The 16,007-nt window shown below is 63.7% G+C and carries 18 protein-coding genes and 1 pseudogene; 6 read left to right on the top strand and 13 right to left on the bottom strand.

Annotation, left to right across the window (positions count from 1 at the left end):
* The first annotated feature begins 9 nt into the window (after window positions 1-9).
* Complete coding sequence (locus tag EPO50_RS08565) at window positions 10-1,221, top strand: MFS transporter (protein ID WP_296342939.1); 1,212 nt, start codon at window positions 10-12, stop codon at window positions 1,219-1,221.
* Here EPO50_RS08565 and EPO50_RS08560 read toward each other — a convergent pair.
* The gene (locus EPO50_RS08560) at window positions 1,194-2,174 is read right to left on the bottom strand and encodes an aldo/keto reductase (protein WP_296342937.1); all 981 of its coding nucleotides are present in this window, start codon (window positions 2,172-2,174) and stop codon (window positions 1,194-1,196) included. The two genes, EPO50_RS08565 and EPO50_RS08560, sit on opposite strands and share 28 nt — an antisense overlap.
* A 96-nt stretch (window positions 2,175-2,270) precedes the next feature.
* On the opposite strand from EPO50_RS08560, the pseudogene EPO50_RS08555 reads away from it, so the two are divergent.
* A pseudogene (locus EPO50_RS08555) lies at window positions 2,271-2,441 on the top strand (Rdx family protein); the annotation flags it as partial.
* A gap of 8 nt (window positions 2,442-2,449) precedes the next feature.
* On the opposite strand, the gene EPO50_RS08550 reads toward EPO50_RS08555, so the two are convergent.
* On the bottom strand, window positions 2,450-3,433 hold the full coding sequence (locus EPO50_RS08550) for a hydroxyacid dehydrogenase (protein WP_296342934.1): 984 nt from the start codon (window positions 3,431-3,433) through the stop codon (window positions 2,450-2,452).
* A 62-nt stretch (window positions 3,434-3,495) separates the two neighbouring features.
* Window positions 3,496-3,975 (bottom strand): Lrp/AsnC family transcriptional regulator, encoded by a 480-nt coding sequence (locus tag EPO50_RS08545; protein ID WP_296342932.1) that lies wholly within the window; start codon window positions 3,973-3,975, stop codon window positions 3,496-3,498.
* 91 nt (window positions 3,976-4,066) lie between these two features.
* On the opposite strand from EPO50_RS08545, the gene EPO50_RS08540 reads away from it, so the two are divergent.
* Both EPO50_RS08540 and EPO50_RS08535 read left to right on the top strand, forming a co-directional pair.
* Window positions 4,067-4,318 carry a DUF6356 family protein gene (locus EPO50_RS08540; protein ID WP_296342930.1) on the top strand — a complete coding sequence of 84 codons (252 nt, stop codon included), beginning with the start codon at window positions 4,067-4,069 and terminating at the stop codon, window positions 4,316-4,318.
* Between the two features lie 97 nt (window positions 4,319-4,415).
* Window positions 4,416-4,799 carry an HPF/RaiA family ribosome-associated protein gene (locus tag EPO50_RS08535; RefSeq protein ID WP_296342928.1) on the top strand — a complete coding sequence of 128 codons (384 nt, stop codon included), beginning with the start codon at window positions 4,416-4,418 and terminating at the stop codon, window positions 4,797-4,799.
* Between the two features lie 7 nt (window positions 4,800-4,806).
* Here the strand turns inward: EPO50_RS08535 and EPO50_RS08530 are convergent, their stop codons facing one another.
* Genes EPO50_RS08530 through EPO50_RS08515 form a run of 4 tightly spaced genes read right to left on the bottom strand, consistent with a single transcriptional unit; the run spans window position 4,807 to window position 7,911 of the window.
* Window positions 4,807-5,421, bottom strand: coding sequence for a DsbA family protein (locus tag EPO50_RS08530; protein ID WP_296342926.1), 615 nt, complete (start codon window positions 5,419-5,421; stop codon window positions 4,807-4,809).
* Complete coding sequence (locus EPO50_RS08525; protein WP_296342925.1) at window positions 5,418-5,939, bottom strand: hypothetical protein; 522 nt, start codon at window positions 5,937-5,939, stop codon at window positions 5,418-5,420. The genes EPO50_RS08530 and EPO50_RS08525 overlap by 4 nt, the downstream gene beginning before the upstream one ends.
* Window positions 5,936-7,111 (bottom strand): M20 aminoacylase family protein, encoded by a 1,176-nt coding sequence (locus EPO50_RS08520; RefSeq protein ID WP_296342923.1) that lies wholly within the window; start codon window positions 7,109-7,111, stop codon window positions 5,936-5,938. Before EPO50_RS08520 ends, EPO50_RS08525 begins: the two co-directional genes overlap by 4 nt.
* Before the next feature lie 5 nt (window positions 7,112-7,116).
* Window positions 7,117-7,911 (bottom strand): alpha/beta fold hydrolase, encoded by a 795-nt coding sequence (locus tag EPO50_RS08515; protein ID WP_296342921.1) that lies wholly within the window; start codon window positions 7,909-7,911, stop codon window positions 7,117-7,119.
* A 52-nt stretch (window positions 7,912-7,963) separates the two neighbouring features.
* On the opposite strand from EPO50_RS08515, the gene EPO50_RS08510 reads away from it, so the two are divergent.
* Window positions 7,964-8,311, top strand: coding sequence for an MliC family protein (locus EPO50_RS08510; protein ID WP_296342919.1), 348 nt, complete (start codon window positions 7,964-7,966; stop codon window positions 8,309-8,311).
* 107 nt (window positions 8,312-8,418) lie between these two features.
* On the opposite strand, the gene cydB is transcribed toward EPO50_RS08510, so the two are convergent.
* The 3 genes from cydB to EPO50_RS08495 are packed head-to-tail and all read right to left on the bottom strand — an operon-like array spanning window position 8,419 to window position 12,247.
* Window positions 8,419-9,426, bottom strand: coding sequence for a cytochrome d ubiquinol oxidase subunit II (gene cydB / locus EPO50_RS08505; protein ID WP_296342917.1), 1,008 nt, complete (start codon window positions 9,424-9,426; stop codon window positions 8,419-8,421).
* 2 nt (window positions 9,427-9,428) lie between these two features.
* Window positions 9,429-10,847, bottom strand: coding sequence for a cytochrome ubiquinol oxidase subunit I (locus tag EPO50_RS08500; protein ID WP_296342916.1), 1,419 nt, complete (start codon window positions 10,845-10,847; stop codon window positions 9,429-9,431).
* A 26-nt stretch (window positions 10,848-10,873) separates the two neighbouring features.
* On the bottom strand, window positions 10,874-12,247 hold the full coding sequence (locus tag EPO50_RS08495) for a PLP-dependent aminotransferase family protein (protein ID WP_296342914.1): 1,374 nt from the start codon (window positions 12,245-12,247) through the stop codon (window positions 10,874-10,876).
* 75 nt (window positions 12,248-12,322) lie between these two features.
* Here EPO50_RS08495 and EPO50_RS08490 point away from each other — a divergent pair, with 75 nt between their 5' ends.
* A complete protein-coding gene (locus tag EPO50_RS08490) occupies window positions 12,323-12,700 on the top strand; it encodes a DUF983 domain-containing protein (protein ID WP_296342912.1) in 378 nt (125 codons plus the stop codon).
* Between the two features lie 10 nt (window positions 12,701-12,710).
* On the opposite strand, the gene EPO50_RS08485 is transcribed toward EPO50_RS08490, so the two are convergent.
* From EPO50_RS08485 to EPO50_RS08475, 3 genes are read right to left on the bottom strand one after another with little or no spacing between them, the layout of a single operon-like run.
* On the bottom strand, window positions 12,711-13,733 hold the full coding sequence (locus EPO50_RS08485; protein ID WP_296342910.1) for an asparaginase: 1,023 nt from the start codon (window positions 13,731-13,733) through the stop codon (window positions 12,711-12,713).
* The gene (locus tag EPO50_RS08480; RefSeq protein ID WP_296342908.1) at window positions 13,730-14,257 is read right to left on the bottom strand and encodes a hypothetical protein; all 528 of its coding nucleotides are present in this window, start codon (window positions 14,255-14,257) and stop codon (window positions 13,730-13,732) included. Before EPO50_RS08480 ends, EPO50_RS08485 begins: the two co-directional genes overlap by 4 nt.
* Complete coding sequence (locus EPO50_RS08475; protein WP_296342906.1) at window positions 14,254-15,963, bottom strand: hydantoinase B/oxoprolinase family protein; 1,710 nt, start codon at window positions 15,961-15,963, stop codon at window positions 14,254-14,256. The genes EPO50_RS08480 and EPO50_RS08475 overlap by 4 nt, the downstream gene beginning before the upstream one ends.
* Window positions 15,964-16,007 lie beyond the last annotated feature (44 nt).

The raw sequence follows: 16,007 nt of genomic DNA, 5'->3' as shown, positions 1-16,007 counted from the left end.
CCGCAGCCGATGTCTGCCCCCGCCGCCCCAACGGCCGCCCCGCCGCTCGCGATCGTCCTATTGTCGGTGGCGGCCTTCGCTTCAGCGGCCAACATGCGCGTCATCGACCCCCTGCTGGTGCAGTTGTCTGCCAGTTTTGGCGTCACGGTGGGCGAAGCCTCGATCGCCGCTACGGCCTTCCTGTTCGCCAACGGCGTATTCGTGCTGGTGCATGGCCCCTTCGGCGACCGCTACGGCAAGATGCCGGTAGTTGCCATCGCCTGCATCGGCGCGGCTGCCTGCTGCCTCCTCAGCGCCGTTGCAGGCTCGCTGGACATGCTCACCCTGGCGCGCTTCCTGACCGGCGTAACTGGCTCCGCCATCATCCCGCTCGCCATCGCCTGGGTGGGCGACAATGTGAGCTACGAGAAGCGCCAGGCCACGCTGGCCCGCTTCCTCACCGGCCAGACCCTCGGCCTGATGACAGGCGCGGCGCTGGGCGGTGCGATCGGCGACTGGCTGGGCTGGCGCTCGGTCTTCTGGGTGCTGGCCGCCATCTATGTCATGGCAGGCGTCGCCCTGTTCGCCGTCATGCGCGCGCGGCCAGAGATCGCCCGGCGGACCGAACGCACCCAGGGGTCGATGATAGGACAGATGTTCCGTGTCCTGCGACGGCCCTGGGCTCTCACCGTCATCATCGTCGTTGCCCTGGAAGGCGGCGTCTTCTGGGGAGCCTTCACCTTCGTCGGCGCCGACCTGCATCAGCGTTTCGACATGGGCTTCGCAGCGATCGGCCTCGCCGTCGCGGCCTTCGGCGCCGGTGGCTTCCTCTACGTCATGGTGGCCCACCATCTCGTGCGCATACTGGGCGAACGCGGGCTTTGTACTTGGGGTGGAGCTGGCCTCGGCATCGCCTTTGCCGCGATGGCGCTCGCACCGACCGCCGAGGTCGAGTTCGCCGCCATCGTCGTTTCGGGCGTGTCGTTCTACATGCTGCACAACACGCTGCAGACCAACGGTACGCAGATGGCACCGGAGGCCCGTGGCGCCGGCATGGCTCTCTTCGCGCTCTGTCTGTTCGTCGGTCAGGCGATCGGCGTGCCCATCGCCGCGCCGATCGTCGATCGCTGGGGTGCACCGCCCGTCTTCTGGGCGGCCGCCGTGTTCCTGCCGCTGCTGGCCTTCTGGTTCTCGGCGGCGATCGCCCGGCGCAGTCAGCTCTCCGGCGACACCCGGAACTGATAGGGCTCTTCGAGCGCCTTGCACTCCTCGGCGGTCAGCACGATGTCGGTCGACTTCGCGGCCGAAGTGAGCTGGTCCAGCCCGGTCGCGCCGATGATCGGCGCGCCCATGTAGGGCTTGTGCAACAGCCACGCGAGCGCCACCTGGGCAGGCGTCGCATCCTTGGCTTTGGCGATCTTCTTCAGGCGCTTCACGACTTCCCAGTCGCTGTCGCGATAAGTGCCGGCCTGCACCACCGTATCGTTCTTCGAGCGCTCGGTGCTGCCCCCGCCTTCCTTGCTGCGATTGCCAGCCAGGAACCCGCGCGCCAGTGGTGAATAGGGGATGAGGCCGACACCCTGCTCGTGGCAAAGCCGGTTCATCTCCCGCTCCTCCTCACGCTGGATGAGGTTGTAGAGATTCTGCATGGCAATCGGCCTTGCATAGCCCTTCCAGTCAGCCACCATCACCATCTGCGCAAACTTGTAGGCCGGCATGGTCGAACCGCCGATGTAGCGCACCTTGCCGGAGCGCACGATCTGGTCGAGCGAGTACATGGTTTCCTCGATCGGCGTGTGCGGATCGAGGCGGTGGACTTGATAAACGTCGATATAGTCGGTCTGCAGACGCTTGAGCTGGGCATCGACCGACGCCATCAGATGCTTGCGGCCAGTGCCTACGTCGTTGGCGACGCCGCTCATCCGGATGCCGACCTTGGTCGAGAGCACGATCTCCTCGCGCTTCGTCATCTTCATGAGCGTGGCGCCCATGATCTCCTCGGATCGGCCGAAATTGTAGGTGTCCGCCGTGTCGAAGAAGGTGATGCCGACATCGAGAGCACGCTTGAAGTAGGCCGGCGCCTCGGTCTCGTCGAACTTACCCCAGCCGCGACGGCCCTTAGCCCCCCAGGAATTGCCACCGAGGCAGATCCTGCTGACGATCAGGCCCGAGCGGCCGAGCGGTCCGTACTTCATCGAAATCTCCCCCTTGCCGGCAGCAGCTTAAGCTCCCACCTTCGACGGATGAAAGTGCTGATCGAATATTGCGGCGCTTGAGGCTACAAGCCGCAAGCCCTCCGTGTGAGGGAACGCCTCGAGAAGCTGGGCATGGCCGACATCGAGCTACGCCCCGGCAAATCCGGCCAGTTCGACGTCACCGTCGATGGTGAGCTGAAATACACCCGCCGCGACACCGGTCGCTTTCCGACCGATGCCGAGATCGAGGATCTGCTTCCGGACTAGGTCCGGCGTCAGCCCAATATCTCTTTGTTCACGATGTTGGCAGCGTTTGGCCGGCCATCGAAGACACTGAGGATATTCTCGACGGCGGTGACGGCCATGCGATCGCTCGCTTCCTTGGTGACGCCGGCCATGTGCGGGCTGAAGATCACATTTTCCAGACCGAACAGCTTGTTGCTGGGATCCGGCGGCTCCTTGTCGAGCACGTCGAGACCCGCGCCGCGCAGCTTGCCGGTCGAGAGCGCCGTGTAGAGGGCATCCTCGTTCACGATGCCGCCGCGCGCGGTGTTTACCAGGAACGCCTCGGGCTTCATGAGGCCGAGTGTCTCGGCGTTGAACATGTTCACAGTCTCCGGCGCCTTGGGGCAATGGACCGACACGAAATCGACCTTGGGCAAGATGGCCTTGAGATCGGTGACCTTCGTGGCCCCGGCCTTCTTGATCTCCGCTTCGGAGATGTTCGGATCGAGCACGGAAACGTCCATTTCGAACGCCACACAGCGCTTCACCGTGCGCGAGCCGATACGGCCCATGCCGACCACCAGGATCGATTTGCCCGAAAGATCGGCCGGCAGGTCGGAGAGGCGCTGGCCCCAGCCCTTTTCGCGCACGAAGCGGTCGTACTTCTTCACCAGGCGCGCCGAGGCCAGAAGCATGTACATCGCATGCTCGGCCACCGAGACGGAGTTGGCGATGCCGGTGGTCATCAGCGGGATCTTGCGCTTGTTCAGCGCCGGAATCTCGACGGCGTCGAAACCGACGCCGAGACGGGCCACCACCATCATGCCCGGCGAGACATCGAGCTCGGCCTGGCGGAAGGGCGTCGCGCCCAGGGTCACCGCGTTGGCATCCTTCAGCTTGGGATGCAGGCTCGGCACCGTGTCGTCGGTCAGGACTTCGTAGTCGACATCGTCACGCTTCTTCAGCACGTCGATCCCGGCCTGCGGCATGCGGCCGACAATCAGTACTTTCTTGCGGTTTTTGCCCGTAGTCATCGTTTCCCCTGCAATCTTGCCGTGCGAACGGGCGCGATCCTAAAGGCCGTCGCCCCGGGACGCTAGGGGAGGTAGTTGAGCGGGAGCCGCGTGGTGGACTTGATCTCCTCCATGGCAAACATCGAGGTAACGTCTGACAGCTCGACCTTGGCAATCAGACGTTTGTAGAAGGCGTCGTAGGCCTCGATGTCGGGCAGAGCGAGGCGGATGAGATAGTCGATCTCACCACTCATGCGATAGCAGTCCATCACCTCGGGAAACGAGGCGATAGCCTTGGCGAAGCGGGCGAGCCACTGAGCACTGTGTTGTGACGTCCGGACCGCAACGAAGACCGTTACCCCGGCATTCACGGCCTTGCGATCGAGCAGCGCGACCCGCGCCCGCACGATACCTGCTTCCTGTAACCGATTGATCCGCCGCCAGCATGGTGTGGTCGACAGGCCGACGTGACGAGCAACCTCGGCCAGCGGCATGTCGGCACTTTCCTGTAGGCAATCCAGAATCTTCTTGTCGAAGGAATCGAGTGAAAATTTCGCGGCCATTGGCTTTCTATGAGAATGACATTCTCTAGTTTGCCGGTTTTGGCGGAAAGGTAGCAAGCCGTTTCCCGCTGCGAACGGTAGAATTCCTCCCATGTTACAGCGCTTCACCGACCATCCCGCCTCGGTCAACGAGACCTACCTGCAGCATATGGGCATGGCCTTCGGCTTCGGCGGCCGCATGCTGGTCGGCGCGCTGGCCTGCTTCGTTCACGGTCTTTTTCCCTGGCTCTGTCTTACGCGGGGCAGCGACACTATTCGCACCCTCCATCACCGCATGGTGAGCCACCGTACCGTGCAGCCGGCCAGTCCCGACCGCGCCACGGCCGTCGCGGTGGGCGACTAACAGACGCGTCGTCTAAGCCGATACTGGAGTCCGCAACCTCCCACTGTCATGCTACGTTCATCCCCACGGGGGAGTGATCAAGCAGCGGAGGGCTCCAATGGAAACACCCGTACGGATCAGCTTTCAGGGCAGCACGCCCAGCGAGGCGCTGACCAACCTGATCTCCGAGCACCTCGACGCGCTGGAACGGCTGCATGGCCGGCTGACGTCATGTCAGGTCGTCGTGCAGGTGCCCGACCGCCACCATCGCACCAGCAACCTCTACAGCATCAACATCCATCTCGTGCTGCCGGGCAACATCGACATAAATGTCGATCACACGCCACAGGCCGACTCGCGGTTTGCCGATCCCGTGTTCGCCGTCAACGATGCCTTCCGGCGGGCCAAGCGCCTGATCAAGGAGAAGACGCGCAAGCAGCGTGGCGAGGTCAAGAACCTGCATGAGCGGGTCGAACGCACACTCGACCGCCCACCGAGCTGAACTCGCGCTATCTGCTGCGGCGGCGGGCGACACCTTTTTCGTCCAGCCGCTCGCGCAGCAGGAAAACGCGGTCGCCGCCCCAGAACAGCTCACCGTCGAAGACGAAGGACGGCACGCCGAAGATGCCCGAGGCTTCGGCCTCGGTACGCAACTTGTCGTGCTCGGTCCCACCTTCGCCTGCGTAAAACGCCGCGAAGCCACTCGGCGCACCACACTGCTGGAGCAGAACACCGACGGCCTCAACGCTTTCAGGATCGAGATCGCGACGCCAGAAGCGCTCGAAGGCTTGATCATTGTAGGCCCGGAATACGCCGTGCTTCTGGGCATAGAGCATGCCGGCGTTGACGGGCCGAGCATAAAAGATCTTCTTCGGCCCCATCAGGGTCAGCCCCTGTTTGTTGGCGAAGCGCCGTGCGTCCATGTAGGCATAGCGCACCCGTCGCCAGTGATGCGGATCGCGCTGCTCGACCGATCCCTGGAACGAGGCGATGTCGAGCGTATAGGGTCGCCAGTCGAGCGTGAGGTCGTAGTCCGCCTCGAGCGCATACGCCCAGGCTTTGGCGACGAAGGCGTAGGGGCTGATGTAGTCGCTCCAGACGATGACCGTCGGACGGCTGCTCATGCCCCGCCCTTCTCACGACGCCACAGCCACAGGAACGCCGCGGCGACCACGATGACCAGAATGCTGGCGACCAACAGGAACATCGCCGAATCCTGGACCCAGGCCACTACCGGCACGGCAAGCGCCAGGAACGCGCCGACAAGGCAGATGCGCCAGACCCGGGCATGCACGCCTGCCACGAAAGTGCCCAGCGCCAGCAGGATCAGAAGCGCGAGACTCATCGCATTGTCGTTCACGACGCCGCGAACCTCCGGCATGAACATCAGCGACATGGCCCCGAGAAAGGCGAGCCAATGCAGCGCCTGGGTCACGACAAGGCGAACGTGCTCCGAGGTCTGGTCGATCTTTCGCCAACCCGACAGGATGCAGGCGAAGCCATACACCGGCGCCAACGCCATCCAGTAGTAATAGGTCGTGAGCCCGCGGAATCCCGAGAGCACGATGCCACCGACTGCCAGGGCCAACATGGCTGCATACGGCAGATCCCGCAGCAGCCAGTGATTATTCTGCTCGCTCAACGCGCGTCCTTGGCCAGTCGCTTCTCGACCACGCGCGCCCACAGGGTCGAGCCCAGGGTGAGTGCCTCGTCGTTGAAGTCGTAGCCTGGATTGTGCACTTCGCAACCTCCTTCACCGCCACCGTTGCCGATGTTGATGAAGGCGCCCGGCACCTGCTCGAGCATGTAGGAGAAATCCTCGGAGGCCATCACATAGGGGCCTTCGCGGTTCATGTTCTCCGGGCCCACGATCTCGGCTGCAACGTCGGCGATGAACTTCACGGCGTTCGGATCGTTCACCAGCGGCGGGAAGACAACCCGTACATCGGCCTTGGCCGTGCCGCCCAGGGTCTTGGCGATACCGGTCGAGATCGTCTCGATGCGCTCCTTGACCAGCGCCATCGTCTCCTTACGGAAGGCGCGGATGGTGCCACGCAGGACCGCCTCCTGCGGGATCACGTTATAAGCGTCACCAGCGTGCATCTGGGTCACCGAGATCACCGCCGAATCGAGCGGCGATACGTTGCGCGAGACCACGCTCTGCAAGGCCGAGATGATCTGGGTCGCAATGATCACCGGATCGATGCCACTCTCGGGCCGCGCCCCGTGCGCGCCCTTGCCGGTGATGTGGATGTCGAACAGGCCACCACCCGCCATCTGCGGGCCGGAGCGGATCGCGAACTTGCCGACATCGAGCTTCGGCCTGTTGTGCATGCCGAAGATGATCTCGCAGGGAAACTTCTGGAAAAGCCCGTCCTTCACCATCGCTTCGGCCCCACCGCGACCTTCCTCGGCGGGCTGAAAGATGAAGTGCACGGTGCCGTCGAAGTTGCGGGTAGCGGAGAGATACTTGGCGGCCCCCAGCAGCATCGCCGTATGGCCATCGTGACCGCAGGCATGCATCCGACCGGCGTGACGGCTGCGATGATCGAAGGTGTTGTGCTCGTCCATCGGCAGTGCGTCCATATCGGCCCTGAGACCAATGGCGCGCGGATTGTTGCCGACGCGGATCGTGCCGACGACGCCGGTCTTGCCGATGCCGGTCGTGACCTCGCAGCCCCATTCCTTCAGCTTCTGCGCCACGATGGTGCTGGTCCGCTCCTCCTCGAAACCGAGCTCAGGGTGGGCGTGGATATCACGCCGGATGGCGGTCAGCTCGGCAGTGGCGGCGGCAATCTGCGGTTCGATCTTCATAGGCGTCAGGACTCCAGCAGGAAGGAGGTCATTACACGACGAAATTCGCCGCCATGCACGTTCGGATATGCATGGCCGCCGTCCGGCAGCACATAGGCCCGCGCGCCAGGGATCAGCCGCACCAGCTCCTCGGTGAAGTAGAGCGGCGTCACCGTGTCGTCGCGGGCGCAGATCGCAAGCGTCGGCGCCTGCAATTTTTGCAACTGCTCACGCTTGTCGTGCGCGACGATAGCGGCAATTCGGGACAGCACGATCTCGGGGATAGGGATGGTGTCCTGAGCTTTGGCCTCGGCTGCGGCCAGGTCGGCATCGTGGTCGCGCACCCAGGACGGCATGTTGAGCGCCAAGGCACTCGACTTGAGATAGGCCAGCGGTCCCAGTTCCCTCAGCATCAGGGAACGCACGTCGAACAGCCGGCGGAAAAATGCATCGGTCTTGGCCCAGGTGGCGCTCAACACCAGGCGGTCGATACGCCCCGGATGCTCGATCGCCAGCACCTGCCCCATCGCGCCGCCGGTCGAATGACCACACCAATGGACCTTGTCGTAACCCAGCCCCTCGATGAGCTGCAGCGCGTCGTCGGCCATCTGACTGACGCTGTAGGAAATTTTCGACAAGGTGCTGCGGCCGGTGCCCCGATGATCGTGCACGACCACTGTGAACCGGCGGGCAAGTTCTGCGACGTTTTCGCCCCACCAACGGCTATCGCCGCCGAGGCCTGGAACCAGAAACAGCGGCGGGCCGCTACCTTGTTGCTCGTAGTAGAGGTCGGCGCCGTCGCGCAGTTTGAACAGGGGCATTCCGTCTCCTCGGCGATTTGCGTATGGTCCCGCCGCAGGAGGAAAGCGCACGATGAAGCGTCTGTCGATTGCCGTGATGATTCTGGTGGCTGGATGCACAAGCCAGCAACAGCCGGTGACGACCACGATCCCGCGTCCCGCGCCCGATGAAGCGACACCCACCGGCATTGCCTATCTTTGCGACGGTCGCAAGGAAGTGACCGTGGTCTATGCCCGTAACCGCGCCTCCGTAACCCAGGGCGACAAGACCTGGCGGCTCGAATATCAGGCCACTGGGCAAGGCTTTCGCTATGCCGACTCGAGCTTCGAGTGGAGCGGCCGCGATGAAGCCGCCGTGCTGAAGCCCATCGCCGGCGCTCCGGTCGCTTTCAATTGCCGGCCGACCCGCCGCACGACCTAGAGCACGCTACTTCAGCCAGAGCTTGATCGCGTAGCCGACGAGCGCCGTGGCGCCGACCCCGGCTACCCAGAGACCGACGAACCACAGCCACTGCCGTGGCGCCGGCATCAGTGATAGCCCTCATGGCCGGTCTTGCCGCGGAACACCCAATAGGAATAACCGGTGTAGGCAAGGATGATCGGCACCATGATCACCGCGCCGACCAGCATGAACTTCAAGCTGGAGGCCGGAGCCGCCGCATCCCAAATGGTAACGACTGGCGGCACCACATAAGGGAAGAGGCTGATGCCGAGGCCGATGAGGCCCAGCGCAAACAATCCCAGCGATACCAGAAACGGCGTGTAGTGGTGCAGCCGCTTCAGGCTCCAGAAAAAGACGACCGTGGCGATGGCGACCAGCAAAGGTACCTGCGCGGTGAACAGCACCTGCGGCCAGGCGAACCAGCGCTGCCAATAGGCTTCGCGCAGGAACGGTGTCGCCGCACTCACGGCCGCCATGGCGAGGATCACGCCTACACCGAGTCCGAAGGCCAGCCGATAGCAACGTGCCTGTAGAGAATCCTCACTTTTCATGATCAGCCAGGTCGCGCCCAGCAGGGCATAGCCGATCACCAGACTCACGCCGACCAGGATACTGAACGGTGTCAGCCAGTCGAACCAGCCGCCGACATAACCGCGGCCTTCGACGGCAATGCCCTGGAGCAGCGCGCCCAGGGTGACGCCCTGCGCGAAGGTCGCGACGATCGAGCCGAGGCTGAAAGCAAAATCCCAGGCTGCACGATGGCCGGGATCGCGCCAGCGGAACTCGAAGGCGACCCCGCGGAAGATCAGCGCCAGCAGCATGGCGATGATCGGCGCATAGAGCGCCGACAGGATCATGCCGTAAGCCAGCGGAAAGGCCGCCATCAAGCCGCCGCCGCCGAGAACCAGCCAGGTTTCATTGCCGTCCCAGACAGGCGCGATCGAGTTCATGGCGCTGTCGCGTTCGCGGCCCACAGGCAGCACCGGGAACAGGATGCCGATGCCGAGATCGAAGCCGTCCATCACGACATAGGCGAAGATCGCGAAGGCGATGATGAAGGCCCAGATGGTGGGTAGATCGAGACCGAGGATCATGATCAGGCCTCCTTGCCGCCGGCAATCGATTCAGCAACCGCGGGTGCCGGCGTGATACCAGCAGCGCGCACCGGCTGGCCACGCTCCGGCCCCTCCTCGCCGCGATGGGGCGAATGGCTCATCAGCTTCAGGATGTAATAGACGCCTGCACCGAAGACGATGAAGTAAACGACGACGAAGGCCAGCAGCGACGCACCGACGGCTGGCGCAGCGAGTGGCGAAGCGGAATCGACCGTACGCAGCAGCCCATAGACCGTGAAGGGCTGGCGTCCGACCTCGGTCGTCACCCAACCTGCGATCACGGCCACGAACCCAGCCGGTCCCATGGCGAGAGCGAAGCGATGCAGCCAGGTCCAGTCGTAAAGCCGCTTACGGACACGCGCGAGCAGGCTGTAGGCAGCCAGCGCCAGCATCAGCATGCCGAGGCCGACCATGATGCGGAAGGACCAGAACACGACGGCTATTGGTGGCCAATCCTTGCGATCGACCGATTCGAACCCCTTGAGCGGCGCATCCCAGGCGTGCTTCAGGATCAGCGACGACGCTTTCGGAATCTCCACCGAGTACTTCATCTCGCCCGCTGCCTGATCGGGCCAGCCGAACAGTACCAGCGGCGCGCCATCAGGGTAGTTCTTGAAGTGGCCCTCCATGGCCATGACTTTGACTGGCTGATGCTCCAGCGTGTTCAGCCCGTGCTGATCGCCCGCGAAGATCTGCAACGGCGCGACGACGGTAATCATGCCCATCGCCATGGAGAACATGACGCGTGCGCCTTCATTGGTACGCTCACGCAGGAGGTGCCACGCTCCAACGCCACCAACCACCAATGCCGTCGTCAGATAGGCCGCGAACACCGTATGGACGAGACGATAGGGGAAGGACGGATTGAAGATGATGGCCCACCAGTCCTCCGGCACGAACTGGCCGGAAGCGCTGATCGCATGGCCAGTCGGCGTCTGCATCCAGCTATTGGCCGACAGAATCCAAAAAGCGGAGATGAACGTGCCCACCGCGACCGCGAGCGTGGCCGTGAAATGCAGTGACTTGCCGACCCTGTTCATGCCGAACAGCATGACGCCCAGGAATCCTGCCTCGAGGAAGAAGGCTGTCAGCACCTCGTAAGCCATCAGCGGCCCGATCACCGGCCCCGCCTTGTCGGAGAAGACCGACCAGTTGGTGCCGAACTGGTAGGACATGACGATGCCCGACACGACGCCCATGCCGAAGGTGAGCGCGAAAATCTTCAGCCAGTATTTGAAGAGGTCGAGATAGACCGAGCGGCCCGTCCACAGCCACAGCGCTTCAAGTACCGCCAGATAGCTCGCAAGTCCGATCGAGAATGACGGAAAGATGAAATGGAACGACACCGTGAAGGCGAACTGCAGTCTTGCGAGAAAGACTGCATCGAAGGATTCGAACATGATGTTCTCCTTGGCGGTAGATCGCCTCAGACGATGCGCGACGCATAAGTCGGTGAGCGCAATGCTGTCGTCAACAGATCAAGAGCGACGACGAGGTCAGAGCGGCTGCGTGCCGCACCGAGCGCGATGCGAATGGCGTGTTCGGGATGGTCGTCGACGCTGAAGCTGTCGCTGGTGACCACGGCAAGCCCCTGTCGCTGTATATGCGCGGCGAACTCCGCTCGGGTCCATGCCGGGGGCAGCGCCAACCAGACGTGAAGCCCTTTGGGATGCGCGCGATAATTGTACCCTGAAAGCGCCTTTGCTGCCAGCCGCTGCCTCGCCGCAGCTTCGGTCGCGACAGCCGACACGATCGCGTCGGCGCTTCCGTCCACAAGCCAACGCATGACCAACGCGACCATCATGGGCACCGGCATCTGCACCACTGTGCGCATCGCATTGGCAAGTGCGGCTGCCGCCGCACGATCCGGCGTCAGCAGAAACGACACACGCAGGCCCGGCGCGATGCACTTGGACAGGCTCACGGCGAGATAACTGCGTTCCGGGATCAGCACGGCGATCGGCTGCACCTTCGGATCGAAGCTGCCATAGGCATCATCTTCGAAGAGCAGAAGGTCGTATCGGCGGATTGTCGCGGCGAGCGCTTCACGGCGGGACGATCCGATGGTGACCGCCGTCGGATTGTGCATGGTCGGGATGAGATAGACGGCCTTCGCGCGATGACGTTGGGCGGCTTCCGCCAACGCCTCCGGGATCATCCCCTCCTCGTCTGCTTCGACACCGACCAGGCGCACACCGAGTGCTGCCGCCGCCGTTTTGAATCCCGGATACGTGAGCCGATCGACGAGCACGACATCGCCAGGGCTCGTCGTTGCAAGCAGTAGAGCCGTGAGCGCTGTCTGCGTTCCCGGCGCCACCAGCAGCCTGTCGGCCTCGGACGTGCGCACGCGGCGACGCAACCATTGCGCCGCCGTGCTCCGGTCCGCGTCGCTGCCGCCGGCATACTGGTAGTTCAGGAATTCGGAGAAGCCATGGTCGTGCTGGAGTGCCGCAAGCCCGCGCGCGATGCGGCCTTCGAGATCGGCCTCGATCGGCTGCGGCGGCAGGTTCATCGAAAGATCGATGGCGATGCCAGCGGCGGCCCGCGCCGGCCGCGACCGGCTCTCCGCCACGAATGTGCCCTGCCCAACCCTAGCGTCGGTCAGGCCGCGCCGTCGCGCTTCGTTATAGGCGCGCGTAACCGTGGTGAGATCGACCCCCAAGGTCCGCGCCAGCGCGCGATGGGTCGGCAGGCGCTGCCCCCGATGAAGGCGACCCGACGTGATATCCCGATCCAGGGCTTCGACGATGCCCTCATAAACTGGCCCGTCCGCAATGTCGATTGTAGGGTTCCAATCCATACAATTCTCCTACACAGGCTTGAATGTATGCCCATCCGTATGGACATACAAGACACCGAACTGGAGGAGGACAAAATGCCCGGCAAAGGCGGTCTCTATCTGTGGCGCGGCTTTCGCGGACGCTGCCCGGCCTGCGGCGAGGGCCGCCTGTTTCGCGCCTTCGTGAAGGTTGCCGACCGCTGCAATGTCTGCGGCGAGGACCTGCACCATCATCGCGCCGACGACTTCCCCGCCTATCTGACGATCTTCCTGGTCGGCCACCTGATCGTGCCGCTCGCGATGTTCATAGAGATCGCTTACATGCCGTCCTACTGGCTACACGCCATCGTATGGACGCCGCTGGTAATCGGCCTGTCCGTCGGCCTCCTGCAGCCGATCAAAGGCACGATCGTCGCGCTGCAGTGGCATATGGGCATGCACGGCTTCGCCGAAGCGAAGCAGGCGCGCGTCTAGTCCCGCGGCCCTAAGCCCAGGCGTCGAAGACGTCGACGATCGCCGGCCGGTCCAGGCCGGCGCGCAGGCAGGTCTCAAGCAGCACGCGCGCCTTCAGGGGATTGAGACGCCCGCCCCAGATGAGCCCGGCCTTGCGTAAAGCGATCTCCGAACTCGGCCCGCCATAGGTCTGCTGCAACAGCGGCCCGCCACCCGCGCGCGGCGACACGACCACCGGCACGATCTCGGCGAGTTGCGTAAGCAGCGGCGCAATCCGTTCTGGCACATGCCCCCCGCCCATTGCCGCCAGCACGATGCCGCGATAGCCGAGCTGGTCGCGGTGATCGACCAATACCTCCAGAAGATAGCCCGGCTCGTCGAGCGCCATCCACAGCAAGGCCACGGGCTGTTCTCGACCGATATCGGTCAACGCGCCGAGCCGCCTGCGGGCGGCTTCGACCGGTGCACGCACGGGCAGCGACAGCGGCACCACGCGATCCTCGACCAGCGCCGCCAGCGGCCCTGTCTGTGGTGAAGCAAAAGCATTCAGCCGCGTCGGATGGATCTTCAGCACGTCGCTCGCGGCATAGACTTCGTCCAGCATCACGGCGATCACGCCCAGCGCCTTGGCATGGGCACGCACCCAGGGATCACAGGCCACGCGCACGGCCGCCAGCAGATTGCCGGGACCGTCGGGCGAGGTCAGCGCGGGATTGCGCATCGCCGCCGTCACGATCACGGGGATGTCGCGTTCGACCAGCAGGTCGAGCAGGAAGCCCGTTTCCTCGAGCGTGTCGGTGCCTTGCGTGACAATCACGCCATCGACATCGAGCGCCTTGATCTTCGCCGCGAGCGCATGAAGCTGATCGAACGACAGCGAATGGCTGCCGACGCGCGATACCGTCTCGGCGCGGATATCCGCGAGCTGGGCGAGCAGCGGAACAGCGGCCACCAGATCGTCGGCACCTAACCCCATCTGCATGGCGCCGGAAGCATCTGGGCGTGTGGCAATGGTTCCACCCAGTGCCAGGATGTGAATACGCGGCAATGTCATGACAGCAGTCTCAATGAGCGGAAGAAACGTTCGGCCTCCGGCGCCCGCATGGCGTCGGCCGGCGCCATGTAGCCCAGCGACACGTAGCGACGGCCTTTCAACACAACGAGCTGCCGCAGCGCATTGCCACCGGCCAGCGGCCCGGTCGATTCGACGGCCGGTGCGCCCTGCAGGGATTTCCAGTCGACCTGGGTCCACTTGCCGCCTGCCAGGCGCTGCGCGCGATCGTCGAGTACGGATTGGAGATTGAGCCTGGGCTGACGCACATCGACATCGGCAGGATAGAGCGCGGTCTGCGCCACGAAGGAAAGGCGCCGATATTCGAGACTGTAGGAGTGATAGGCGAACGGCGTGCCACCGGGCGATGCCGTGTCGAGGATCTTGTATATCGGTGCGCCAGGCATCTCGACGAAGAACGACTTGTCGGCGCCTTCGAGTGGATACCAGGTCGCGAGCTGCGCGGCAGCGTCACCAGCCGCCAGCAGCGCCGGCAGCGCGAGGAACGAACGCCTGAACTGGGTCATTCTGCGGCGTGCGCCTGGCCGAATTTTCCGCGCGCTTCGGCTTCCGTGTAGTAGCCGCGGGCGACGTCACGAACGATGGCAGCCGGCGCACGGCGCGCCGGATCGCCGTAGCCGCCGCCGCCCGGCGTAGAGACACGCACCACGTCGCCGATGCCAATTTCGATATCCTGATCCTTAGAGAGGTGCGGCGGCCGGTAGCTCACTCCGCTCTGTTCGATCAACACGGTGTTCGTACCGCCATCCTTGCCGCCCAGTACGCCCTGCGGGCCGGTGCGGCCGTGATCCATCACCATCGAGACACGCGCCTCGCCGCGGCGCAGCTTGATCGCGTAATTGATGCCGAAGCCGCCGCGAAACTCCCCGGCGCCGCCCGAGCCTTCGCGCAGGGAGAATTCCTCGAACAGCACAGGATAGAACTGCTCCAGTACTTCGACAGGCGGCATCTTGGAGATACCGATGGTCGAGCAGCCATTGCTGAGTCCATCGCCGCCCTGGAAACCGCCGTAACCGCCGCCCGTGAAGAGATACATGATGTAGTTGCGCTGGCGCTCGGGATCGTAGCCGCCAATGCCGAGATTGCCCGAGGTACCGGCAGGTGCGGCGAACAATAGATCAGGAATGGCCTTGGTGAGTGCCGCAAAGACCGCCTCGGCTATGCGTTGGCTCACCTCGGCGGCACACCCCGACACCGGTCGCGGATACTTTGCGTAAAGGAATGTGCCTTCCGGCTCGATGATGTGCAGCGGCTCGAAGGTGCCGGCATTGATCGGCACGTCGGGGAAGATGTGTTTCACCGCGAGATAGATCGCCGACTTGGTCGTGGCGATGACGCTGTTCATCGGACCGCGGCAGGGCGGGCTCGATCCCGTCATGTCGAAGGTTAGATCCTCGCCCCTCTTGGTGATCTTCATGCAGATCGTCAGCGGCTCATCGACCACGCCATCGCTGTCGACCTGGGAAGTGCCTTCATAGATGCCGTCAGGAATGCCGGCGATCTTGGCGCGCATCTGCCGCTCCGCGCGATGGCGCATCTCGGCAATCGCAGCTTTCACGACAGCGGCGCCGTAGCGGTCGACGAGATCGGTCAATCGTTGCTCGCCCGTGCTGAGTGCGGCAGCCTGAGCCTTGATGTCACCGATGCGCTGATCGGCGATGCGAATGTTGGACAGGATGATCGACAGGATCTCCTGATCCATCTCACCCTTCTTGAAGAACTTCACCGGCGGGAGGCGCAGCCCCTCCTGCTCGACTTCAGTCGCGCTCGCCGAAAAGCCACCGGGCACCATGCCGCCGACATCAGGCCAGTGACCTGTATTGGCCAACCAGGCGAAGAGTTCGCCCTTGTAGAAAAACGGCTTCACGAACCGCACATCCATCAGGTGCGTGCCGCCGAGATAGGGATCATTGACGATGAAAATGTCACCCAGCTCGACCTTGCCGGCATAGTGACTCTTCACGCGTTCGATCACGGCGCGCGTGGAGAACTGCATCGTGCCGACGAAGACCGGCAGGCCCAGTTCGCCTTGTGCAATAAGCGCGCCATCGGCGGCATCGTAGATGCCATCGGAGCGATCCATGCCTTCCGAGATCACCGGCGAAAAGGCCGCGCGCACGAAAGCAAGGTCCATTTCATTGCAGACCTGGATCAGGCCGTTCTGAATGACGGTCAGGGTGACGGGATCGAGGTTCGACGCAAGGTTCGACATGGCAGCAATGACTAGCACACGCCCCGGGGTCCTGCGCTATGATC

This window comes from Reyranella sp. (assembly GCF_004297405.1).
Classification (GTDB): domain Bacteria; phylum Pseudomonadota; class Alphaproteobacteria; order Reyranellales; family Reyranellaceae; genus Reyranella.
The sequence above is the reverse complement of the archived record's forward strand: the minus strand, read 5'-3'. Positions and strand labels throughout refer to the sequence as shown.